This window comes from Duganella sp. GW821-FHT07G03 (genome assembly GCF_059418605.1).
In genome coordinates, this window is record NZ_JBWKQE010000002.1 from 287865 (window position 1) to 309338 (window position 21474).

22 protein-coding genes are annotated in these 21474 nt (G+C 65.5%); 8 read left to right on the forward strand and 14 right to left on the reverse strand.

All coding sequences use genetic code 11. The annotated features are described in order from the left end of the window. Positions 1-91: 91 nt before the first annotated feature. From rsmA to AC07OK_RS05210, 4 genes are all read right to left on the reverse strand, one after another. On the reverse strand, positions 92-862 hold the full coding sequence (gene rsmA, locus AC07OK_RS05195) for a 16S rRNA (adenine(1518)-N(6)/adenine(1519)-N(6))-dimethyltransferase RsmA (RefSeq protein WP_494689275.1): 771 nt from the start codon (positions 860-862) through the stop codon (positions 92-94). Further along, a complete protein-coding gene (gene pdxA, locus AC07OK_RS05200; RefSeq protein ID WP_494689276.1) occupies positions 859-1962 on the reverse strand; it encodes a 4-hydroxythreonine-4-phosphate dehydrogenase PdxA in 1104 nt (367 codons plus the stop codon). The genes rsmA and pdxA overlap by 4 nt, the downstream gene beginning before the upstream one ends. 30 nt (positions 1963-1992) lie before the next feature. Beyond that, entirely contained in the window at positions 1993-3444 is a 1452-nt protein-coding gene (locus tag AC07OK_RS05205) for a peptidylprolyl isomerase (protein ID WP_494689277.1), read from the reverse strand. 97 nt (positions 3445-3541) lie between these two features. Further along, positions 3542-5803: an LPS-assembly protein LptD gene (locus tag AC07OK_RS05210; RefSeq protein ID WP_494689278.1), complete on the reverse strand. Its 2262-nt coding sequence runs from the start codon at positions 5801-5803 to the stop codon at positions 3542-3544. Between the two features lie 107 nt (positions 5804-5910). On the opposite strand from AC07OK_RS05210, the gene AC07OK_RS05215 reads away from it, so the two are divergent. From AC07OK_RS05215 to AC07OK_RS05235, 5 genes are all read left to right on the forward strand, one after another. Then, positions 5911-6978, forward strand: coding sequence for an aminoglycoside phosphotransferase family protein (locus tag AC07OK_RS05215; protein WP_494689279.1), 1068 nt, complete (start codon positions 5911-5913; stop codon positions 6976-6978). A gap of 10 nt (positions 6979-6988) precedes the next feature. Next, the gene (murU, locus tag AC07OK_RS05220; protein WP_494689280.1) at positions 6989-7705 is read left to right on the forward strand and encodes an N-acetylmuramate alpha-1-phosphate uridylyltransferase MurU; all 717 of its coding nucleotides are present in this window, start codon (positions 6989-6991) and stop codon (positions 7703-7705) included. Next, positions 7705-9036: an aminopeptidase P N-terminal domain-containing protein gene (locus tag AC07OK_RS05225; RefSeq protein ID WP_494689281.1), complete on the forward strand. Its 1332-nt coding sequence runs from the start codon at positions 7705-7707 to the stop codon at positions 9034-9036. The genes murU and AC07OK_RS05225 overlap by 1 nt, the downstream gene beginning before the upstream one ends. Beyond that, complete coding sequence (locus AC07OK_RS05230) at positions 9033-10163, forward strand: UbiH/UbiF/VisC/COQ6 family ubiquinone biosynthesis hydroxylase (protein ID WP_494689282.1); 1131 nt, start codon at positions 9033-9035, stop codon at positions 10161-10163. The genes AC07OK_RS05225 and AC07OK_RS05230 overlap by 4 nt, the downstream gene beginning before the upstream one ends. A gap of 180 nt (positions 10164-10343) precedes the next feature. Then, a complete protein-coding gene (locus tag AC07OK_RS05235; protein WP_494689283.1) occupies positions 10344-10976 on the forward strand; it encodes a hypothetical protein in 633 nt (210 codons plus the stop codon). Here the strand turns inward: AC07OK_RS05235 and AC07OK_RS05240 are convergent. From AC07OK_RS05240 to AC07OK_RS05255, 4 genes are all read right to left on the reverse strand, one after another. Beyond that, on the reverse strand, positions 10973-11737 hold the full coding sequence (locus tag AC07OK_RS05240; RefSeq protein WP_494689284.1) for an SDR family oxidoreductase: 765 nt from the start codon (positions 11735-11737) through the stop codon (positions 10973-10975). The genes AC07OK_RS05235 and AC07OK_RS05240 overlap by 4 nt on opposite strands. Positions 11738-11854: 117 nt before the next feature. Further along, on the reverse strand, positions 11855-13333 hold the full coding sequence (locus tag AC07OK_RS05245; protein ID WP_494689285.1) for an NAD(P)(+) transhydrogenase (Re/Si-specific) subunit beta: 1479 nt from the start codon (positions 13331-13333) through the stop codon (positions 11855-11857). Beyond that, on the reverse strand, positions 13330-13659 hold the full coding sequence (locus tag AC07OK_RS05250; RefSeq protein ID WP_494689286.1) for an NAD(P) transhydrogenase subunit alpha part 2: 330 nt from the start codon (positions 13657-13659) through the stop codon (positions 13330-13332). Before AC07OK_RS05250 ends, AC07OK_RS05245 begins: the two co-directional genes overlap by 4 nt. Before the next feature lie 14 nt (positions 13660-13673). Then, entirely contained in the window at positions 13674-14786 is a 1113-nt protein-coding gene (locus AC07OK_RS05255) for a Re/Si-specific NAD(P)(+) transhydrogenase subunit alpha (RefSeq protein WP_494689287.1), read from the reverse strand. A gap of 305 nt (positions 14787-15091) precedes the next feature. Between AC07OK_RS05255 and AC07OK_RS05260 the strand changes: the two genes are divergently transcribed. Further along, positions 15092-15589 (forward strand): NUDIX hydrolase, encoded by a 498-nt coding sequence (locus AC07OK_RS05260; RefSeq protein WP_494689288.1) that lies wholly within the window; start codon positions 15092-15094, stop codon positions 15587-15589. A 14-nt stretch (positions 15590-15603) separates the two neighbouring features. After that, complete coding sequence (gene mnmA, locus AC07OK_RS05265; RefSeq protein WP_494689289.1) at positions 15604-16716, forward strand: tRNA 2-thiouridine(34) synthase MnmA; 1113 nt, start codon at positions 15604-15606, stop codon at positions 16714-16716. Here mnmA and AC07OK_RS05270 read toward each other — a convergent pair. The 3 genes from AC07OK_RS05270 to AC07OK_RS05280 form a co-directional block, all read right to left on the reverse strand. Then, positions 16713-17168: an ANTAR domain-containing response regulator gene (locus AC07OK_RS05270; RefSeq protein ID WP_494689290.1), complete on the reverse strand. Its 456-nt coding sequence runs from the start codon at positions 17166-17168 to the stop codon at positions 16713-16715. The genes mnmA and AC07OK_RS05270 overlap by 4 nt on opposite strands. A gap of 30 nt (positions 17169-17198) precedes the next feature. Beyond that, positions 17199-17975, reverse strand: a complete 777-nt coding sequence (locus AC07OK_RS05275) for a 5'-3' exonuclease (protein WP_494689291.1) — start codon at positions 17973-17975, stop codon at positions 17199-17201. A 144-nt stretch (positions 17976-18119) separates the two neighbouring features. Further along, on the reverse strand, positions 18120-18791 hold the full coding sequence (locus tag AC07OK_RS05280) for a glutathione S-transferase family protein (RefSeq protein ID WP_494689292.1): 672 nt from the start codon (positions 18789-18791) through the stop codon (positions 18120-18122). Between the two features lie 151 nt (positions 18792-18942). Here AC07OK_RS05280 and AC07OK_RS05285 point away from each other — a divergent pair, with 151 nt between their 5' ends. After that, entirely contained in the window at positions 18943-20553 is a 1611-nt protein-coding gene (locus tag AC07OK_RS05285) for an FMN-binding glutamate synthase family protein (RefSeq protein WP_494689293.1), read from the forward strand. Here AC07OK_RS05285 and AC07OK_RS05290 read toward each other — a convergent pair. The 3 genes from AC07OK_RS05290 to AC07OK_RS05300 all read right to left on the reverse strand — a co-directional run bounded on the left by AC07OK_RS05290 (position 20550) and on the right by AC07OK_RS05300 (position 21474). Next, positions 20550-20846, reverse strand: coding sequence for a BrnA antitoxin family protein (locus AC07OK_RS05290; RefSeq protein ID WP_494689294.1), 297 nt, complete (start codon positions 20844-20846; stop codon positions 20550-20552). The two genes, AC07OK_RS05285 and AC07OK_RS05290, sit on opposite strands and share 4 nt — an antisense overlap. After that, entirely contained in the window at positions 20836-21099 is a 264-nt protein-coding gene (locus tag AC07OK_RS05295; protein ID WP_494689295.1) for a BrnT family toxin, read from the reverse strand. Before AC07OK_RS05295 ends, AC07OK_RS05290 begins: the two co-directional genes overlap by 11 nt. A 99-nt stretch (positions 21100-21198) precedes the next feature. Next, positions 21199-21474 carry a DUF6587 family protein gene (locus AC07OK_RS05300; RefSeq protein WP_494689296.1) on the reverse strand — a complete coding sequence of 92 codons (276 nt, stop codon included), beginning with the start codon at positions 21472-21474 and terminating at the stop codon, positions 21199-21201.

Consider the following 21474-nt stretch of genomic DNA (forward strand, 5'->3'; position numbering starts at 1 on the left):
ATTTAGCCCGCTTTCACCAGCGGGCTTTTTTTTGCCCGACGAAAAAGAAAGCGAGGGTCAAGTCTGACATTCGCCTTTGACCCCGCCTTGCTTACTTGAGCAGGTTGGCCAGCGCCACGTACTGCGCCAGACCCACGGTTTCCGGACGCATGGTCGGGTCGATGCCGGCTTCGACGATCTGCGCTTCGGTGAACATGCCGGCCAGGCAGTTGCGGATCACCTTGCGACGCTGCGAGAACGCCTTCAACACCACCGCCTCCAGGGTCGGCCCGTCGCACGCCAGCGGCTGGGCCACCGGTATCATGCGCACGATGGCCGACTCCACCTTCGGCGGCGGATCGAAGGCCTCCGGCGGCACCACGAACAGCAGCGTCATGTCGTAACGCCACTGCAGCATCACCGACAGCCGGCCGTAGGTCTTGCTGCCCGGCGCGGCCACCATGCGCTCCACCACTTCCTTCTGCAGCATGAAATGCTGGTCCTGCACCTGCGGCGCGAACGTCGCCAGGTGGAATAGCAGCGGGCTGGAGATGTTGTACGGCAGGTTGCCGACGATGCGCAGCTTTTGCCCGGCCGGCACCGGAATGCTGCCATAGTCGAACTTGAGCGCGTCGCCGGCGTGGATGGTCAGCTTGGCCGGGTTGTAGGTCTTTTCCAGCCGCGCCACCAGGTCGCGGTCGAGCTCGACCACGTGCATCTGCTTCAAGCTGCGCATCAGCTGCTCGGTCATCGCGCCCAGGCCGGGCCCGATCTCGACCATCGCGTCGTCCGGCGCCGGGGCGATCGCCTCGGTGATGCTGGACAGGACGTATTTATCGTGTAAAAAATTTTGGCCGAAGCGTTTGCGGGCGACGTGTTTCATGGTTGTTCTTGTTTGAGGGGTGAGGAGGAGGCGGCCTGGCTGTTGACCATGGCCAGCGCGGTGTCGAGCGCGGCGGCCATGCTGCCGCAGTCGGCCAGGCCCAGGCCCCGGGCCGCCAGGTCGAGCGCGGTGCCGTGGTCGACCGAGGTGCGGATCAGCGGCAGGCCCAGCGTGATGTTGACGCCCTGGCCGAAGGTGGCGTATTTGAGCACCGGCAAGCCCTGGTCGTGGTACATGGCCAGCACGCAGTCGGCGTCTTGCAGGTATTTGGGCTGGAACAGGGTGTCGGCCGGATACGGGCCGGAGGCGGCGATGCCGCGCGCCTGCGCCGCCGCGATGGCCGGCGCGATGACGTCGATCTCTTCGCGCCCCAGGTAGCCGCCCTCGCCCGCGTGCGGGTTCAGGCCGCACACCAGGATGCGCGGGGCGGCGATGCCGAACTTGGCTTTCAAGTCATGGTCGAGGATGTCGAGCACGCGCGCCAAGCCGTCCTGCGTCAGCGCGGCGGCCACGTCCTTCAACGGCACATGGGTGGTGGCCAGCGCGACGCGCAGCGGCGGCAGCAGCGGCCGGCCGGCCGGCGCCGGCGGCTGGCCGGCGAGCATCATCACCACCTGCGCGGTGCCGGTCTGGTCGGCGAAGTATTCGGTGTGGCCGGAGAACTTCACGCCGGCCTCGTTGATGGTGCTCTTTTGCAGCGGCGCGGTGACCACCGCCTGGAACCAGCCGGCCCGCACGCCTTCGATGGCGGCGTCCAAGGTGGCCAGCACGCTGCGGCCGTTTTCCCGGTCCAGCTTGCCCGGCACGACGTGCGCGGCCAGCGGCACGTCGATCACGCTGACGCGCCCCGGGCCGAACTGCGGCAGGCCGCCGTTGCGCACCGCCTGCAGCGACAGCGCCGACAAATGAATCTCGGGATCGATCTGGCTGGCCGTCATGGCCAGGAAGGCGGCGTCGCCCAGCAGCACGCAGTTGACGTCGTGGCGGCGCGCCCAGGCGGCGCGGATGGAAATCTCCGGGCCGATGCCGGCCGGCTCGCCGACGGTGACGGCGATCGCGGGACGCAGCGTGCTGCGCCCGGTTTGCAAAGTGGCGCTCACGCGTGCTCCCCTGGTTGCTTGCGGTTGAACTTACTTGGCGGCGGCGCCGTCTTCGGTGCGGTACTCGACGTAGGCGCGGTCGCGCACTTCGCGCTGCCAGCTTTCCGCCGCTTCCTCGACCTTGCGCTCGCGGATGGCCTGGCGCGCGGTGTTGCGCTCGCGCTCTTTCGAGACGTCGTCGCTCTTGCGCTCCAACACTTCGATCAGGTGGATGCCGAAGCTGGTTTCCACCGGCTGGCTCACTTCGCCGATCTTCAGGTTGTTCATCGCCGCCTCGAACTCGGGCACGATGTCGCCCGGGTACAGCCAGCCCAGGTCGCCGCCCTTGGCGGCCGAGCCGTCGTTCGACACCAGCCGCGCCAGGTCCTCGAACTTGGCGGCGTTGTTGTCCAGGCGTTCCTTCAGTTCGGCCAGCTTGCGCTTGGCGTCGGCCGCGCTCATGGTCGGCGTCACCTTGATCAGGATGTGGCGCACGTGCGACTGCTGCACCGCGGCCACGGCTTGCGCCTCGGCCAGGCTGCGGCGGTCGACCGCCTTGAGGATGTGGAACGCGCCCACGCTCTTGATGATGGGCGTGACCTGGCCAGGCTTGAGCTTGGTCAGCGCCTCGGCGAACACCGGCGGCAATCGCTCGGGCTGGCGCCAGCCGACCACGCCGCCCTGCAGGGCGTCGCTGGCGTCGGAATAGGTGCCGGCCATCTTGGCGAAGTCGGCGCCGGTGCGCAGCTGGCGCATCACTTCCTCGGCGCGCGCGCGGCGCTGGGCGATCACTTCGGCGGTGGCGTTGTCGGGAATGCGCACCATGATCTGCGAGATGTTGATCTCGAACTGTTCGGCGGCGGCGGCCTTCTCGGCGGCCATGAAGCTGTCGACCTCGGCCTCGGAGATCTGGATCTTGGCGTCGACCTCGTGCTCGCGCAGGCGCTGCATGATGATCTCCTCGCGGATATCCTCGCGGAAGGCGGCGTACGGCGTGCCATCCTTCTCCATCTGGTTGCGCAGGTCCTGCACCGACAGCTTCTGCGCCTCGGCGATGCGGCCGATGGCGCGGTCGAGCTGCTGGTCGTCGACCCGCACGCCCATTTCCTTGGCCATTTGCAGCTGGGCGCGCTCGACGATCATGCGCTCGAGCAGCTGGCGGCGCAGGTCGGCCGGATCCGGCATCTGCACGTTCTGCGCCTTCATGCGCGCGGTGACGGACTTGATGCGGTTGGCCAGCTCGCGCTGGGTGATGACGTCGTCGTTGACCACCACCACGATCGAGTCGATCGCCACGTTGCCCGACTCGCCCGGCGGCAGGAAGCCCTTGCCGTCGGCCTTGGCTCCCGCCTTGGCGGCGGCGGCCGGCGTGGTGTTGAGCGCCGGCGCGGCGGCCGGGGCGGCGCTGGCGGCCGGCGCTGGAGCGGCCGGGGCCGGCTTCTTCGAGAACAGGCTGCAGCCGCCCAGGGCGGCCGTGCACAACAGGACTGCGAGGATTTTCATTTCGAACTTCATCTTAAGAACGCTCATGAGTCAGGTGTAAAAGGATCAAAAAGCGCCCGCTGCCTGGCTGCAGCGGCGGACGCCGGGGTGGCTGGCCTTAGCGGCCGTAGCCTTCGTTCAAACGCTGATAACCGGGAATGCTGTTCTTCATCGCCTCGAGCGGGTTGCCCACGCCCAGGTGCGACAGGCCGTTCAACTCCAGCTGGAAGAAGATCGGCGTCGACGCCTTGGTCGAGGTGGTCACGAAGCGCTGCGCGCCCATGCGGAACACCCAGCAGTCGCCGTTGTATTCCAGCCCGACCAGGCTCTCGAGGATCTTCTTGTCCTGCATCGAGTAGCTGACCCGGCCCACGCCGTACCAGCGCTGGAAGATCGGCCACTGGCTCGACAGCTCGAGGTTCTTGAAGCTGCCGCGCAGATAGCGGTAGCCGGCGTTGAGCACCTTCTTCTGGCCCGGCGTCCACTGCGCGGTGTAGCTTTCCGACACCACCCGGCTCTGGCTGGGGCTGTACTGCACGGCGCTGTCGAAGCCCCAGGTGTCCGAGATGCGGCCGGTGGCGGCGAGCAGCATGTCCGAGCGCGAATCGACCACCGGGGTGGTCGAGGCCAGCTGCACGCGCTGGTCGCGGAAGTAGAAGCGCTGGCCGAACGCCAGGCGCAGCGTCTCGGCGCCGGCCGAGTTGAGGAAGCGCGACACCAGCGCCGCCGTCAGCTGGTTGGCGTCGCCGATGCGGTCCGAGCCGACGAAGCGGTTTTCGCTGAAGATCTGGCTGAAGTTGAAGGTCGCGGCGTCGGTGTCGAAGGTCGGGAACTTGCTCTGGTCGCGGTAGGGCGTGTTGACGTAGAACAGGCGCGGCTCCAGCGTCTGCGTCATGTCGCGGCCGCCGAACTTGATGTCGCGCTCGAACACCAGGCCGGAGTCGAGCGAGAACGTCGGCACCACGCGCGACAGGTTTTCCGACGCCTGGGTGCCGTAGGAGTCGAGCTGGTAGCTGGCCAGGTTGAGCATCACCTTGGGCGTGACGAAGTAGCTGGGGCCGACGACCGGGTAGCTCAGCTGCGGGATCGCCACCAGGCGGGTGCCGTTGATCAGGGTCGGGTGGTAGAAGCGGGTCAGCTCGCTGTCGACGGCCCAGTCGAAGCCGCCTGCGACGTCGTACTGGGCGGCGTGGAAGTTGATCGCCGGCAGCCGGTCGTAGGGGCGCGACACGAACAGCGACTTGTCGACCAGCGATTCCGGGTCTTGCAGCACCTGGTATTTCTGCACCCGCGCGGTCAGCGTCCAGAAGTCGCCATGGTAGTCGGTGCGCAGCTCGCGCAGCAGCTGGCGCTCGGTCGAGCTCGACACGGTCTTGGAGAAATCGTTGGGATAGTTGTTGTCCGAGGCGGCGCGCAAACTCCAGCCGTAGGACCAGTCCTGCGACAAGTCCTGGGCGTGGCTGGACCTGATGGTCCAGCGGTCGGTCGAGCCGCCCGGCGTGGCCGGCACGTACTGCTTGTCGTGCGGCAAGTATTCCAGATAGGTCTCGCCCTGGTACAGGCCGCCGCTGGTTTCGCCCAGATAGCGGCCGTTGGCGCCCAGCTGGAAGCCGCGCCGCGGGATGATCTTGGGGTACAGCGTCAGATCGCGGTTGGGCGCGATGTTGAAATAATACGGCACGGTCAGTTCGGCGGCGCCCTTGGAGCCGAAGCCCGGCATCGGCGACAGCCAGCCCGAGCGGCGCGCGCCCGACAGCGAGAACGACATCGCCGGCGTGCCCAGCACCGGCACGTCCTTGAAGTAGACGATGGTCTTGCCGGCGGTGCCGACGTCGCGCCCCGAGTCCAGGTTCAGGGTGTTCGAGCGCAGATACCAGTCCGGGTTCGGCCCCTGGCAGGTGCTGTAGGTGCCGTTGACCACCACCGCCTCGTCTTCATTGATGAAGTTGATGCGCTCGGCCTTGCCCTGGGCGTGGTTGGCCTCCAGCTGGTAGGTGGGGTTGAGCATATAGCCCTTGCCGCTGTCCATGTTCAGCTTGAGCTCGTCGCCGGTGAAATAGTCGCCGAAGCGCCAGATCTTGACATGGCCCCGGGCCTCGACCTCGTCCTCGACCTGGCGGTAGCAGGCGGTATCGGCCTTGACGCGGGTCTTGTCCTTGACCAGCTCGGCGTCCCGCTCGAGCGTGATTTCGCGCTCGGGGCGGCCGCTGATGTCCTCGGCCTGGATGGTGGTGACCGCGTTCTTGTCCTCCACGCGGGGCGCGCGCGCCTTCGGCGGCACGCTCTGGGCGTAGCTGGGCACCGCCGTGGCGGTGACGAAGGCAGTCAGGGCGTAAGCCCAGCGTTGCGAGGAGGTGGGGGGGGCCGGAAGCCAGCGCATGCGACTCATGAAAAGAAGGGAGGAAACACCATAGCAGGCGATTTTTTGATTTGAATCCCTTATTATATGGGAATCTTCACCCAACACCGGTTTCCAGGGCTCGCTTAATGTCTTTATTACAGAATTTAACTTCCGATACATCTTCCGGCGCCGCGCCCGACCTGCGCCTGCAGCAGCTGACCGCCTGGCTGGCCACCTTGAACGTGGTCGACGTGGCCAGCGCGCGCCCGGCCTCGGCCGACGCCAGCTTCCGCCGCTATTTCCGCGTCGATGTCTTGCCTGATCAACAAGGGGCGCTGGGCGCCACCCTGGTGGTGATGGACGCGCCGCCCGAGCGCGAGAACGTGCTGGCCTTCGTCAAGCTTGACGAAATGCTCACCCACGCCGGCGTCACGGTGCCGCGCATCGTCGCCACCGACTACGAGCGCGGCTTCCTGCTGATGTCCGACCTGGGCGTGACCACCTACCTGCAGGTGCTGGACCACGACAACGCCTCGACCATGTACGCCGAGGCGCTCGAGGCGCTGGTCAAGTTCCAGCTCACCAGCGAGCCCGGCGTGCTGCCCGAGTACGACCGCGCCTTCATGCTGCGCGAAATGATGCTGTTCCCCGAGTGGTACATAGCCAAGCACCTGAACGCCACCTTGAGCGACAAGCAAAGCGCCGAGCTGCAGGCGGTGTTCGACGCCATCCTGGCCAACGTCACCGCCCAGCAGCAGGTGTATGTGCACCGCGACTTCCACTCGCGCAACCTGATGTGGATGGACGCCGGCAACCCGGGCGTGCTGGACTTCCAGGACGCGCTGTACGGCCCGATGACCTATGACCTGGCCTCGCTGCTGCGCGACGCCTACGTGCAGTGGGACGAGGAACTGGTGCTGGACTGGGCGATCCGCTACTGGCAGCACGCCAAGTCGCTCGGCCTGCCGGTCAGCCAGGACATCGACGCCTTCTACCAGGACTTCGAATACGCCGGCCTGCAGCGCCACCTGAAGATCCTCGGCCTGTTCTGCCGCCTGAACTACCGCGACGGCAAGGCCCAGTACCTGCACGACCTGCCGACCGTGATGGACTACGTGCGCAAGACCGCCAACCGCTACAAGGAGCTGCGGCCGCTGGTGCGGCTGCTCGACCAGCTGGAAGACAAGCAGCCGCAAGTCGGCTACACCTTCTGAGGCGGCGCGCATGAAAGCCATGATCTTCGCCGCCGGACGCGGCGAGCGGATGCGCCCGCTGACCGACACCACGCCCAAGCCGCTGCTCAAGGTGCGCGGCCGGCCGCTGATCGTCTGGCACATCCTCAACCTGGTGCGGGCCGGCATCACCGAGATCGTCATCAACACCGCCCACCTGGGCGCGCAGATCGAGGCGGCGCTGGGCGACGGCAGCCAGTTCGGCGCCCGGCTGCTGTACTCGCATGAAAGCACCGCGCTCGAGACCGCCGGCGGCATCGCCACCGCGCGCCACCTGCTGGGCGAGGAGCCGTTCGTGGCGGTGTCGGGCGACATCTACATGCCCTACTTCGACTTCGCCCAGGTCAAGGACGTGTTGCACGACAAGGACATGTGGGGCCATCCCTACCCGGCCGACCAGCGCGACATCTGTTGGCTCTACCTGGTGCCCAACCCGGACTTCCATCCGGAGGGCGACTTCGGCCTGACGATGTACTCGCTGACCAACGAAGGCTCGCCGAAATGGACCTTCGGCAACGTCGGCGTCTACCGCCCTGAAATGTTCGACGGCATCGCGCCCGGCGAATACGCCAAGCTGGGACCGCTGATCCGCGCCTATGCCGACAAACAACAGGTCGGCGCCGAAGTCTACGAAGGCGAGTGGCACAACCTGGGCACGGTGCAGCAGCTCGAGCAGCTCAACGCGCCGCTGGCCAAGGGCGTGCAGTGATGGACAGCTACGCCGCCCGCCGCGCGCGCCTGCTGGCGCACATACCGCCCGGCGCGGTGGCGGTGCTGCCGACCGCGCCCGAAGTCGCGCGCAACAGCGACAGCGAATACCTGTACCGCCACGACAGCTACTTCTACTACCTGACCGGCTTCGCCGAGCCCGAGAGCGTGCTGGTGCTGGTGGCCGCGCGCGCCGCTACCGGTGAGCCGGCGCGCTCCATCCTGTTCTGCCGGCAGAAGAACCTCGAACGCGAAATCTGGGACGGCTTCCGCCACGGCCCGGAAGGCGCGCGCGCGGCCTTCGGCTTCGACGCCGCCCACGCCATCGAAGACCTCGACGGCGAAATCAGCAAGCTGCTGGCCGACGCGCCGGCGCTGTACTACGCGCTCGGCAGCGCGCTCGATGCGCAGGTCAAGCTGTGGCTGGCCAACGTGCGGCGCATGGCGCGCACCGGCGTCACCCCGCCGGCCAGCGCGGTCGACCTGCTGCCGCTGCTCGACGAAATGCGCCTGTTCAAGGACGCCGCCGAGCAGGCCACCATGCTGCGCGCCGCCACCATCTCCTCGCAGGCGCACGCGCGGGCGATGCGCGCGTCCAGGCCCGGCATGTACGAATACGAAATCGAAGCGGAGCTGCTGTACGAGTTCCGCCGCAACGGCGCGCAGGCGCCGGCCTACAACTCCATCGTCGCGGCGGGCGCCAACGCCTGCGTGCTGCACTACAGCGCCAACAACGCCCAGAGCCGCGACGGCGACCTGATACTGATCGACGCCGGCTGCGAGCTCGATGGCTACGCCTCCGACATCACCCGCACCTATCCGGTCAACGGCCGTTTCAGCGCGCCGCAAAAGCGCCTGTATGAACTGGTGCTGGCGGCGCAATCGGCGGCATTGCAAGCGATCGTCCCCGGCCTGCCGTATGCCGGCGTGCACGAGGCGGCGGTGCAGGTGCTGGCGCAAGGCATGCTGGACCTGGGTCTGCTGAACCAGGACGCGCACGGCGGCATCGCCGACATCGTCGCCAACAAGAGCTATCTGCAGTTCTACATGCACGGCACCGGACACTGGTTGGGCATGGACGTGCACGACGTCGGCCAGTACCGCGACACGGCGGCCGAAGGCAAGCCATCGCGCCCGCTGCAGGCGGACATGGTGCTGACGGTGGAGCCGGGCATCTATGTGCGCCCGGCCGAAGGCGTGCCGGAGGAATACTGGAACATCGGCATCCGCATCGAGGACGATGTGCTGGTCACGCCAGGCGGCCACACGATACTGAGCGCCGCCGCGCCGAAGACGGTCGCCGACATCGAACAACTGATGCAACAGCAATGACAGATACCACTTTTGATGTCGCCATCTGCGGCGCGGGACCGGCCGGCATGGCGCTCGCCGCGCTGCTGGCCAAACGCGGCACGCCGGCGCAGCGCATCGCGCTGGTCGACGCCAAGACGCTGGAGCAAGCCAGCAAGGACCCGCGTTCGATCGCGCTGTCGTGGGGCAGCCGGCAGATACTGGAAGAAATCGGCGCATGGCCGGTGGCCGCCACCGCGATCCACCAGATCCACGTGTCGCGCCGCGGCCAGTTCGGCCGCAGCCTGATCGACCGCGACGAACACAAACTGCCGGCGCTCGGCTACGTCCTGCGCTACGGCGATCTGGTGACGGCGCTGGGCGCGGTCTGCCAACGCGCCGGCATCGCCACGCTGCGCCCGGCCCGCGTTGAAGCCATCGACGAAGGCGCCGACGCCGTCGCGCTGACGATCGCCGGCGCGGCCTGCGCCACGGCCGCCATCGTGGTGCAGGCCGAAGGCGGCTTGTTCAGCGACCAGGAAAGCAAGGCCCAACACCGCGACTACCAGCAAACCGCGGTCATCGCGCAGGTACGCAGCAGCCGCCCGATCGCGCATCGCGCCTACGAACGCTTTACCGAACAAGGCCCGCTGGCACTGCTGCCGCAAGGCGAGGACTATTCGCTGGTCTGGTGCGTGCGCCCCGATACTGCGGCGCGCCTGCAATCGCTGGATGACGCGGCCTTCCTGGCCGAACTGGGCGCCGCGTTTGGAGAGCGCGTCGGCAACTTCACGCACGCCTCGCCACGGCTGGCCTTCCCATTGGGCCTGAACGCCGATCCGCGCAGCGGCGCGCGCACGGTCGCCATCGGCAACGCGGCGCAGACGCTGCACCCGGTGGCGGGACAAGGCCTGAACCTCGGCCTGCGCGACGTCGCCGTGCTGGCGCGCCTGCTGGCGCAAGGCGCCAATCCAACCATGCTGGCGCAATTCACCGAACTGCGCCGCCAGGACCGAGACACCACCGTGCGCCTGACCGACACCATGGCCCGCATCTTCGCCAACGATTCGCCGGCGCAAGCGCTGCTGGGCCTGTCGCTGGCCGCCATCGACATGGTCGCTCCCGCGCGCGGCGTACTGGCCGAGTTGATGATGTACGGCCGCCGTTGACTTGAGCGCAGTTGACCTGAGAATACACACAGAGGGTGTCCTTTCCATCTCCTTGTGGTAAACCGTCGCTTTCGGCTTCGCTTTTCTTCGCTTTTCTTCACCGCTCATCGCTTTTTGAACTTCTCGCGAAGTTTGCGATCTAACGTGAGTAAAAGCGAAGAAAAGAGAGGAGGAAAGCGAATGTTTACCACAATGAGCGTGCAGCTCCCACCCCATACCCTGCTCCGGCTGGTCGAGCAACTGCGCCGGGAAGGCGGCGTACAAGACCTTTCGGAAGCAATCAACAAGGCGCTGGAATTCTGGCTTGACGCGAAGACCTCGCTACCACCGGATGGCGACCCGGCCAACATGCGCGGCTATCAATGGAAATCGCTGTTTCTGCCGGAAGGCACGGTCCTGCGCTCATGGAGCTACGGTGAGCACAACTACGCTTGCGTTGAAGGAGACAAGATCATGCACAAAGGGCAGTCCGTCTCCCCCAACGAGTTTGCCCGCTCCTTCGCGCGCACCGCGCGCAACGCGTGGTTTGACTTGTCGGTGCGCCGTCCTGGCGACAAGCATTTCAAGATGGCGAACCTGCTGCGCAAAGAACTGGCGAGACAGGAAAAAGAAAGCGCGCAGAAGCCGCCGATGACCTCCCCCGCTACGCAGCCGATGCCGGTGACCGAACTGATGCCGGCGCCGGTTTCCGCACCAGCACCAGCGGTGGCGCCCTTGCCAATGGCTCCCGCCCGAAACACCGACCGAGAACCGGGCTGGGATCTTCCAGAGCGGCGCAAATTCCGCTACCGCCTGGAAGACGTGGCCTATTAAGTGCGCGTGATCGAAGCGCCGCCATCGACCAGCGAAGCGGTGCCGGTGACGAAGGACGAGTCGTCCGAAGCCAGGTACAGCACCGAGCGCGCCAGTTCCTCCGGCTGCGCCACGCGTTTCAGCGCATGCAGGTTGGTGACGAAGGCAGCCGATTCCGGCGTGTTGTTCATATCGCGATACATCGCCGTATCGACCGCGCCCGGCAACACCGAATTCACCCGCACACCTTGCGCGCCATACTCCGCCGCCAGCGCCTGCGTCAAACCGATCAGCCCCGCCTTGCTGGCCGCGTAAGCCGCCACGCCGGGGAAGGCAAAGCTGTAGCCGACAAAGGTCGAAGTGAAGATCACCGAACCGCCGCCATGCTTGATCATTTCAGGAATTTGATGCTTGGCGCCGAGGAAGGCGCTGGTCAGGTTGGCGGCGATGGTCTCGCTCCAGCCCTGCTCCGAGACGCCGGTGGTGGCGCCCATTTCGCCCAGCGTGCCGGCGTTGTTGTAAGCGATGTCCAGCCGGCCGAACGCTTCGACCGCGGCGGCCACCAGTTGCGCATTGAACGATTCGGAAGTGACATCGCCAGCCAGCGCGATGACCTGGCCGCCGTCGGCGACGATTTCCGCCACCAACGACTCCAGCTCGGCCTGACGACGCGCGGCAACGACGACGCGCGCGCCTTCAGCGGCAAACAACTTGGCGGTAGCGCGGCCGATGCCCGACGATGCGCCAGTAACGATGGCGACTTTGTTTTGTAAGCGGTTCATGGTGAGACTCCTTGAGGTGGGTTGATGTAGCCATCGTATGCTTCATCAACCCCACCATCAATCGGCCAAATACCAACGAACCATTCACAAATTATGAATCACGCATCACAGCACAACCTACTCCACGGCCTTGACCATGTCCTCGATGACCTTCTTCGCATCGCCGAACACCATCATCGTATTGGCCTGGTAGAACAGCTCATTGTCCAGGCCCGCGTAGCCGGAAGCCATCGAACGCTTGTTGACGATGATGCTCTTGGCCTTGTACGCCTCCAGGATCGGCATGCCGGCGATCGGCGATTTCGGATCCTTGGCGGCCGGGTTGACCACGTCGTTGGCGCCCAGGATCAGCACCACGTCGGTCTGGCCGAATTCGCCGTTGATGTCCTCCATCTCGAACACCTGGTCGTACGGCACCTCGGCCTCCGCCAGCAGCACGTTCATGTGGCCCGGCATGCGGCCCGCCACCGGGTGGATCGCATACTTCACGGTCACGCCCTTGTGGGTCAGCTTCTCGACCAGTTCCTTCAGCGAGTGCTGCGCGCGCGCCACGGCCAGGCCGTAGCCCGGCACGATGATCACGCTTTCCGCATTGGCCATGATGAAGGCCGCATCGTCGGCCGAACCGGATTTGACCGGACGCTGCTCCTTCGAACCAGCCGCACCCGCCTCCACCGGCGCGCCACCGAAGCCGCCCAGGATCACGTTGAAGAACGAACGGTTCATCGCCTTGCACATGATGTAGGACAGGATCGCGCCGGACGAACCGACCAGCGAACCGGCGATGATCAGCATCGAGTTATTCAGCGAGAAGCCGATACCCGCGGCGGCCCAACCCGAGTACGAGTTCAGCATCGACACCACCACCGGCATGTCGGCGCCGCCGATCGGGATGATGATCAACACGCCCAGCACGAACGCGATCGCGGTCATGATCAGGAACGGCAGCCAGGCCGGCTCGGTGCCGCCGGCGAAGCAGAACGCCAGGCCCAGGCCCACCATGACGATGGCCAGGATCAGGTTCAGCATGTGCTGGCCGGCGAAGCTGACCGGCGCGCCCTGGAACAGGCGGAACTTGTATTTGCCCGACAGCTTGCCGAACGCGATCACCGAACCGGAGAACGTGATCGCGCCCACAAAGGTACCGATGAACAGCTCGATGCGGTTACCAAACGGCAGCGCCTCGCCGACGGCGGCGATGCCGAAGGCGTGCGGCTCCGACACCGCAGCCACCGCGATGCACACGGCGGCCAGGCCGATCAGCGAGTGCATCGCCGCCACCAGCTCCGGCATCTTGGTCATCTCGACCTTCTTGGCCAGCACCGCGCCGATGCCGCCGCCGACGATCACGCCCAGCGCCACCAGGCCGAGGCCCATGCCGCCCGAGGCGCCCGCCACCGCGGCCGCCGTGGCTTCCGCCTTCAGCTTCAGGATCAGCGCGAGGGTGGTCACGGCGGCAATCGCCATGCCCGACATGCCGAACGCATTGCCGGTGCGCGCCGTCGACGGCGACGACAAGCCCTTCAACGCCTGGATAAAGCACACCGATGCGATCAGGTACATCATCGTCACCAGGTTCATGGAGATGAAATTCATGCGTGCTCCTCCTTGATGGCCACCAGAGGCTTAGCCTTGGGCTCTTTTTTCTTGAACATCTCCAGCATGCGCTGCGTGACCAAAAAGCCGCCGAACACATTGACGGCGGCCAGCGCCACCGCGACGGTGCCGGCGACCTGGCCGATCAGGCCCTCGGTCAGCGAGGCCGCCAGCATGGCGCCGACGATGATGATCGCCGAGACGGCGTTGGTGACCGCCATCAGCGGCGTATGCAGCGCCGGCGTCACGGTCCAGACCACGTGGTAGCCGACGTAGATCGCTAGCACGAAGATGATCAGATTGATGATGGTGTGGCTGACTTCCATGATTGATTCCCCTATTATTTTCGTAACAGCTCGCCGCCCGAGCACAGCAGCGTGGCCTTGATGATTTCGTCTTCGCGGTCGATCACCAGCTTGTCTTCCTTGTCGATGATCAGCTTGAGGAAGTCCAGCACGTTGCGCGCGTATAGCGCCGACGCGTCGGCCGCCACCAGCGTCGCCAGGTCCGGCTCGCCGACGATGTGGACGCCGTGCTTGACCACGGTTTTATTCAGCTCCGACAGCGGGCAGTTGCCGCCCTGCGACACGGCCAGGTCGACGATCACCGAACCCGGTTTCATCGCCTTCACCGTCTCCTCGGAAATCAGCACCGGCGCCGGACGGCCCGGAATCAGCGCGGTGGTGATGATGATGTCGGCCAGCTTGGCGCGTTCATGCACCAGCTCCGCCTGACGACGCATCCAGTCGGCCGGCATCGAGCGCGCATAGCCGCCCACGCCCTTGGCGATTTCCCTCTCCTCGTCGGTCAGGAAGGGCACGTCGATGAACTTCGCGCCCAGCGACTCGACCTGCTCCTTGACCGGCGGGCGCACGTCGGACGCCTCGATCACCGCGCCCAGGCGCTTGGCCGTGGCGATCGCCTGCAGGCCGGCCACGCCCACGCCCATGATCAGCACCCGCGCCGCCTTGACGGTGCCGGCCGCGGTCATCAGCATCGGCATGAAGCGCTGGTACGTGTTGGCCGCCACCATCACCGCCTTGTAGCCGGCGATGTTGGCCTGCGACGACAGCACGTCCATCGACTGCGCGCGCGTGATGCGCGGCACCGCCTCCAGCGCGAAGGCCTGCAAGCCGGCCGTCGCCATCGCCGCGTTGTTGTCGGCGTCGAAGGGGTTCAACATGCCGATCACCACCGTGCCGGCGGCGATCAGCCCGCGCTCCTCCGCATTCGGGGCACGCACTTTCAAAACCACGTCCGCAGCAAAGGCTTCCGCCGCGCTGCCGATCTGCGCACCTGCGGCCGCGTAGGCCTCGTCGGTGACCGATGCCGATAACCCGGCGCCGGCTTGCACGATCACTTGATGCTTGGCTGCGAGTTTCTTGACTGTCTCGGGCGTTGCCGCTACCCGGGTTTCGCCCGGCCGCGTCTCGGCCGGTATGCCTACTCTCATGGTGCCTCCAAAGGATTGATAAACTGACTAGAATCTAACACGGATTGCCGGGACAGCATCGCCCCTCGATGGCCCCAGCATACTTAATATCTATAGATCAATAAATAGCGGTTTTATCACATCATTTATTACTATTTATCATGAATTGCCGTTAAAACACTCAATTTGGCGCAAAACGCCCAGTCAAACACGGATTAACACAACAAACCTTGCGATTTTTCAATACGAAGCCATCTTTCGGTGCAGGCGGGTTCAAACCAAATGCCCGGAACAGGCTAAAATGTCGGCTCTTTCAAGGATGACTCATGCCGCGTATCTGGAAACCCTCTGTTACTGTTGCCGCCATCGTCGAAAAAGATGGCAAATTCTTGCTGATCGAAGAAGAGACCAGCGACGGCATCCGCATCAACCAGCCGGCCGGTCACCTCGACCCGCACGAATCGCTGGAGCAGGCCGTGATCCGCGAAACGCTGGAGGAAACCGCGCACGACTTCACGCCGACCGCGCTGGTGGGCATGTACATGTCGCGCTACACCTCCAACCGCACCGGCGAGGAAGTGACGTATCTGCGCTTCACCTTCTGCGGCGTGCCGGGCGCCAAGCATGACCGTCCGCTGGACGAAGGCATCCTGCGCACCATGTGGCTGACGCGCGACGAACTGGCCGCCTGCGCCGACCGTCACCGCAGCCCCACCGTGCTGCAATGCGTGGACGAATACCTGGCCGGGCGCCGCGCCCCGCTGGAACTGATACAAACCCACACCTCGGTGTACAAGGAAGCGGTGAGCACCGCGAATGGATAAGGCAGGAAAGTAAGATGAGCAAGAAAAAAGTCGTGATCGGGATGTCGGGCGGGGTCGATTCCTCGGTCGCGGCGTGGATGCTCAAGGAACAAGGCTACGACGTGGTCGGCCTGTTCATGAAGAACTGGGAAGACGACGACGATTCCGAATACTGCTCCACGCGCCAGGACTGGATCGACGCCGCCAGCGTGGCCGACGTCATCGGCGTCGACATCGAGGCGGTCAACTTCGCCAGCGAATACAAGGACCGCGTGTTCGCCGACTTCCTGCGCGAATACCAGGCCGGCCGCACCCCCAACCCGGACGTGCTGTGCAACGCCGAAATCAAGTTCAAGGCCTTTCTGGACCACGCCATGCACCTGGGCGCCGACCTGATCGCCACCGGCCACTACGCGCGCGTGCGCCAGAACGGCGAGCGCCATGAGCTGCTCAAGGCGGTCGACCACACCAAGGACCAGAGCTACTTCCTGCACCGCCTGAACCAGGCGCAGTTGTCCAAGACCCTGTTCCCGCTGGGCGAAATCCCGAAAACCGAAGTGCGCAAGATCGCCGAGAAACTGGCCCTGCCCAACGCCGCCAAGAAGGATTCGACCGGCATCTGCTTCATCGGCGAGCGGCCGTTCCGCGAATTCCTCAACCGCTACCTGTCGTACAAGCCGGGCCCGATGAAGACGCCGGACGGCAAGGTGGTGGGCGAGCACGTGGGCCTGAGCTTCTACACGCTGGGCCAGCGCAAGGGCATCGGCGTCGGCGGCATGAAGGCCTACAAGAATCCGGACGGCAGCAGCGACGCCTGGTACGTGGCGCGCAAGGACGTGGCCGAGAACACGCTGTACATCGTCCAGGGCCACGACCATCCATGGCTGCTGTCGGCCACGCTGCGCGCCGACCAGGCCAGCTGGGTCGCCGGCGAGGCGCCGACCGCGCGCGCCATGTCGGCCAAGACCCGCTACCGCCAGGCCGACGTGGCGTGCGAGCTCGCCCCGGAAGGCGCTTCCGATTTCGCGTTGAAGTTCATGGACGCCCAATGGGCGGTGACGCCGGGCCAGTCGGCCGTGCTGTACGACGGCGACGTCTGCCTCGGCGGCGGCATCATCGCCAGCTCGACCTTCGCCGCCGGAGACTAGCCGGCGGCGGGCTCGCCGCCGTCGCTGTCGGACGACTCCTGCCCTTCCGGCGCGCCGGCATCCTTGGCCAGCGCCGCGCGCTGGCGCTTGACCATGGCGATCACCGTATTGCGTATGGTATTGAGCACGGTGTCGGCCTTGAACGGCTTGACGATGAAGCCGTTCACGCCCATCGCGTGCGCGGCCTGGATGGTGGCGGCGTCGAATTCGCTCGAGACCATGAAGATCAGCGCCTTCGGCCAGCCGGTCTTGATCTCGCGCACGACCTCCTCGCCGTTCTCGATCTGCTCGCGGGCGATGCAGACGATGTGGGGATTGTGCTTGATCAGCAGCGCCAGGCCGCTGGCGCAGGTGTGGGTCTGGCCCACCACGTCATAGCCGCCATCGAGCAGGACCGTGTTGAGCAGGCCGCGCGCGACGGCGCTGGTGTCGATAATGACCGCTTTTAACATCTTGCAAACCTTGTCTTAGTGGGCGTGCGCTCAGGTCTTATCCCAGGCCAGCATATTCCAGGTCACGCCGACCCGCACGTCCGTTTTTAATTGCACCAATTGTCTCGAAAGATACAGCATTTCGCGTTCTTTTCGTAGAGTTTCGCCCAGCGCATCCTTCAGAATGCCGGCCCCGGCCATGATCCCGTCCAGAGTGCCGTAAGTACGCAACAGTTTGGCCGCCTTCTTGACGCCGACCTTGGACACGCCGGGGATGGAATCGGTGGCGTCGCCCATCAGCGCCAGCAGGTCCGGCAGCTGCGCCGGCGGCACGCCCCATTTGCGCTCGACCCAGGCGTGGTCGTGCCATTCGCCCTTGAAGTGGTCCCACACGCGGGCGCCCTGCGCGATCAGGCCGTGCAAATCCTTGTCGGTGCTGGCCACGGTGGCCTCGCCGCGGCCGTCGGCCAGCCAGCGCAGCACCACGGTGCCGATCACGTCGTCCGCCTCCACCTGCGGCAGCGACACCACATGCAGGCCGACGCCGCGCAGCTTGTCGTAAAAGCCCGGCAGCGCCTCGCGCAGCGCCGAGGGCATCGGCGCGCGCGCCTCGCGGTAGCCGGCATACAGATCGTGGCGCCAGGTGTTGCCGCCGAAGTCGAAGGCCGGCAGCACGTGGCTCGGCTCGTGCTCGTGCAGCAGTTTGCGGAACGAGGACAGCGCGTGGCGCAGCGCGATCTCGGCCTTTTCAGGACTATCGGGTTCGGGGCTGGCTTCGTAGACGCGGCGCACAATATTGAGGCCGTCGATGGCGAGGAGTCTACCCATGTTCAACATCTTCCGGGCTTGTTCAATCCATCATTTTACCCGACCACCGTCATTCCCGCGAAAGCGGGAATCCATACACAGCAGACTCCGGACGCGACGCATGGATTCCCGCCTGCGCGGGAATGACGACGCCAGCGCAGCGGCTTATTTCAGCAATTCATATGGACCGCCGTGCTCCAGCGCGCGCTGGAAGGCCGGGCGGCTGTGGATGCGTTTGAGGAAGGCCATCAGGTTCGGCCGGCGCTCGTCCAGCCCGCCGCGCGCGGCGGCCGCCTCCAGCGGAAAACTCATCTGGATATCGGCCGCGCTGAACTCGGCGCCGGCGAACCACGGCGTCTTATTCAGCTCCGCCTCCAGGTAGTCCAGGTGCTTCTCGATCTGCGGCTGGATGTAGCCCGCCTTGACCTTCTGCGCGATGCCGCGCGCGATCGGCTTGACGAAGAACGGCGCCGGACTGGTCTCGACCCGGTCGAAGATCAGCTTCATCAGCAGCGGCGTCATCGCCGAGCCTTCGGCGTAGTGCAGGAAGTAGGTCCAGCGGCGGCGCTCCGCCGTGCCGGCCGGCGGCACCAGCCGGCCGTTGCCGTAGGTCTCGACCAGGTACTCGACGATCGCGCCCGACTCCGCCACCACGATGTCGCCGTCGGATATCACCGGCGACTTGCCCAGCGGGTGGATCGCCAGCAGCTCCGGCGGCGCCAGCATGGTCTTCTGGTCGCGCTGGTAGCGCACGATCTCGTACGCCAGCCCCAGCTCCTCGAGCAGCCAGAGCACGCGCTGCGAGCGCGAATTGTTCAGATGGTGGACGACGATCATGGTGGACTTCCCAAAAAAAGAACGGCCGTGCGCCGCAATCCCGCTAGCTTAGCATTGTTGCCCGACTTGCGCGCCCGCCCCGCCACAGACCGATGGATTCCCACAAGAAACAGCAGTACACTGCCCCCATCAGCCGCCCACCGGAGCACCCATGAACCTGTTTTCCCCGCGTTACCTCGTCTTCAACGCCGCCGTCGTCACCCTGGCCGCATCGCTGGCGCTGGCCGCGCCGTGGTGGATCCCGCTGCTGGCCGCCGCGCTGGTCGTGGTCGGCGTCACCGACCTGCTGCAAACCAAGCGCGCGCTGCGCCGCAACTACCCTATCCTGGCGCACTTCCGCTTCTTCTTCGAATCGATCCGCCCCGAGATCCGCCAGTACTTCCTGGAGGACGACACCGTGGCCGAGCCGTTCTCGCGCAACCAGCGCAGCATCGTCTACCAGCGCGCCAAGATGGACACCGACAAGCGCCCCTTCGGCACCCAGCTCGACGTCTACGCCCCCGGCTACGAATGGATCAACCACTCGATCAGCCCCGCGCCCGAGCAGCACCACGACTTCCGCATCGACATCGGCAAGCACCCGGACTGCCCGCGCGCGCAACCGTATTCGGCCAGCGTGTTCAACATCTCGGCGATGAGCTTTGGCGCGCTGTCGGCCAACGCCATCCTGGCGCTCAACGGCGGCGCCAAGGCCGGCGGCTTCATGCACGACACCGGCGAAGGCAGCATCAGCCCCTACCACCGCCAGAACGGCGGCGACCTGGTGTGGGAAATCGGCTCCGGCTACTTCGGCTGCCGCAACGCCGACGGCACCTTCTCCGAGGAGAACTTCGTCGCCAACGCCACCACGCCGCAAGTGAAGATGATCGAGCTGAAGATGTCGCAGGGCGCCAAGCCGGGCCACGGCGGCGTGCTGCCGCGCGCCAAGGTCACGATCGAGATCGCCACCACCCGCGGCGTGCCCATGGGCCAGGACTGCATCTCGCCGTCGAAGCACTCGGCCTTCAACACGCCGCTGGAGATGCTGGCCTTCATCGACCGCCTGCGCACCCTGTCCGGCGGCAAGCCGACCGGCTTCAAGCTGGCCATCGGCCACCCGTGGGAATTTTTCGGCATCGTCAAGGCCATGTTGGCCACCGGCATCACGCCCGACTTCATCGTGGTCGACGGCGGCGAGGGCGGCACCGGCGCCGCGCCGGTCGAGTTCACCGACCACGTCGGCACGCCGCTGCAGGAGGCGCTGCTGCTGGTGCACAACACGCTGGTGGGCGCCAACCTGCGCGACAAGATCAAGATCGGCGCCTCGGGCAAGATCATCACCGCCTTCGACATCGCCCGCATCCTGGCGCTGGGCGCGGACTGGTGCAACTCGGCGCGCGGCTTCATGTTCGCGCTGGGCTGCATCCAGTCGCAGAGCTGCCACACCGACCGCTGCCCGACCGGCGTCGCCACCCAGGACCGGACCCGCCAGCGCGCGCTGGTGGTGCCGGACAAGACCCGGCGCGTCGCCAACTTCCACCAGAACACCCTGAAGGCGCTGGCCCAGCTGATCGCCGCCGCCGGCCTGACGCACCCGTCGCAACTGAAGGCGCACCACCTGGTGCGGCGCATCTCGACCAACCAGGTCAAGCTGGTGTCGGCGCTGCTGCCCTACCTGGAGCCGGGCGAGCTGCTCGACCCCAGCCAGCTGGCGCACCTGCCGCCGGTGTTCGGCCTGTACTGGCCGATGGCGCAGGCGGAGTCGTTCAATCCGCTTTGCTAGTCAGGATAGGGCAGATAGCCGCGACGGATCGCCCATTCCCGCAGTACGGCGTTTATACCCAGCTCCCATCCCTCGCCGGTGCGCTTGAAGACATCGATCAAGTCAACATCGTAGTCGATGCTGACGTTTACTTTGGGCGCATCCGCAGGCGGCAGCAGCCGCAAGCGCCACGGACGGAATTGCGCCAACTGCTCTTCTGTCATCGGCAGCGCATCGGGATCAGATAAAGCGGCGGCAGTAATTGCGGCATCCTCCTCCGGAGTCGCAAAAATAATCTTACTTTTATCCAACATACAAGATCTCCTCGCCTCCGTTCGCCTTGCGCAAACTAATAATTCGACGTTCGCGACCGCGATCAACGAAGGTCACATGAAACAAACGATGACCGATCAAGCCTATGGCACACTCCCGTACTTCTGAGTAGTGATAGCGCTGATCTATCCAGATCAGCGCGTTGTCCCAGTCAAACGCCGACGCCGCGGACAGCGATATGCCGTGCTTGCGCTGGTTGAGCTTGTCTTTCTTGGGATCGAAGGTGATCACCATGTTTCATCTTATCCGCAAAGATTAAGAAATCAATCGCTTTGCGGATAAGATTAAACAGGCTGTGGCCGGCGCGTTTGCGCCGGCGCAGAGGGGAGAGAATCAGCGCTGCACGTGCAGCATGATGACGCGCTTGAGCGGCGCGGAGGTGGGCGCGTCGGACGCTGCCGACGGCGTGGTGTCGCAGGAACCGCAGCTGGAGCAGCCGTCGCCGCAGCTCGATTTCGTGTTAAACAGTTTAGCCAGTTTATTCTGGTCGTAGCCGCGCCGCGACAGCACGTAGACGATCTGCCTGCGCAAGGCCGCCGGCAGGTACTTGGTGCAGAAATGCGCCAAGGCCGCCACCACAATCAACGCCACGATCACTTGCTGCCACAT

Excerpts from the sequence above, each read along its gene's own strand:
- AC07OK_RS05235 (WP_494689283.1), top strand. The coding sequence starts at position 10,344 with ATGTTTACCACAATGAGCGTGCAGCTCCCACCCCATACCCTGCTCCGG.
- AC07OK_RS05290 (WP_494689294.1), bottom strand. The coding sequence starts at position 20,846 with ATGTTGGATAAAAGTAAGATTATTTTTGCGACTCCGGAGGAGGATGCC.
- AC07OK_RS05295 (WP_494689295.1), bottom strand. The coding sequence starts at position 21,099 with ATGGTGATCACCTTCGATCCCAAGAAAGACAAGCTCAACCAGCGCAAG.
- murU (WP_494689280.1), top strand. The coding sequence starts at position 6,989 with ATGAAAGCCATGATCTTCGCCGCCGGACGCGGCGAGCGGATGCGCCCG.
- AC07OK_RS05275 (WP_494689291.1), bottom strand. The coding sequence starts at position 17,975 with ATGGGTAGACTCCTCGCCATCGACGGCCTCAATATTGTGCGCCGCGTC.
- AC07OK_RS05270 (WP_494689290.1), bottom strand. The coding sequence starts at position 17,168 with ATGTTAAAAGCGGTCATTATCGACACCAGCGCCGTCGCGCGCGGCCTG.
- AC07OK_RS05215 (WP_494689279.1), top strand. The coding sequence starts at position 5,911 with ATGTCTTTATTACAGAATTTAACTTCCGATACATCTTCCGGCGCCGCG.
- rsmA (WP_494689275.1), bottom strand. The coding sequence starts at position 862 with ATGAAACACGTCGCCCGCAAACGCTTCGGCCAAAATTTTTTACACGAT.
- AC07OK_RS05230 (WP_494689282.1), top strand. The coding sequence starts at position 9,033 with ATGACAGATACCACTTTTGATGTCGCCATCTGCGGCGCGGGACCGGCC.
- AC07OK_RS05225 (WP_494689281.1), top strand. The coding sequence starts at position 7,705 with ATGGACAGCTACGCCGCCCGCCGCGCGCGCCTGCTGGCGCACATACCG.
- AC07OK_RS05255 (WP_494689287.1), bottom strand. The coding sequence starts at position 14,786 with ATGAGAGTAGGCATACCGGCCGAGACGCGGCCGGGCGAAACCCGGGTA.
- mnmA (WP_494689289.1), top strand. The coding sequence starts at position 15,604 with ATGAGCAAGAAAAAAGTCGTGATCGGGATGTCGGGCGGGGTCGATTCC.
- AC07OK_RS05300 (WP_494689296.1), bottom strand. The coding sequence starts at position 21,474 with ATGTGGCAGCAAGTGATCGTGGCGTTGATTGTGGTGGCGGCCTTGGCG.
- AC07OK_RS05240 (WP_494689284.1), bottom strand. The coding sequence starts at position 11,737 with ATGAACCGCTTACAAAACAAAGTCGCCATCGTTACTGGCGCATCGTCG.
- AC07OK_RS05245 (WP_494689285.1), bottom strand. The coding sequence starts at position 13,333 with ATGAATTTCATCTCCATGAACCTGGTGACGATGATGTACCTGATCGCA.
- AC07OK_RS05260 (WP_494689288.1), top strand. The coding sequence starts at position 15,092 with ATGCCGCGTATCTGGAAACCCTCTGTTACTGTTGCCGCCATCGTCGAA.
- AC07OK_RS05285 (WP_494689293.1), top strand. The coding sequence starts at position 18,943 with ATGAACCTGTTTTCCCCGCGTTACCTCGTCTTCAACGCCGCCGTCGTC.
- AC07OK_RS05280 (WP_494689292.1), bottom strand. The coding sequence starts at position 18,791 with ATGATCGTCGTCCACCATCTGAACAATTCGCGCTCGCAGCGCGTGCTC.
- AC07OK_RS05250 (WP_494689286.1), bottom strand. The coding sequence starts at position 13,659 with ATGGAAGTCAGCCACACCATCATCAATCTGATCATCTTCGTGCTAGCG.
- AC07OK_RS05205 (WP_494689277.1), bottom strand. The coding sequence starts at position 3,444 with ATGAAAATCCTCGCAGTCCTGTTGTGCACGGCCGCCCTGGGCGGCTGC.
- AC07OK_RS05210 (WP_494689278.1), bottom strand. The coding sequence starts at position 5,803 with ATGCGCTGGCTTCCGGCCCCCCCCACCTCCTCGCAACGCTGGGCTTAC.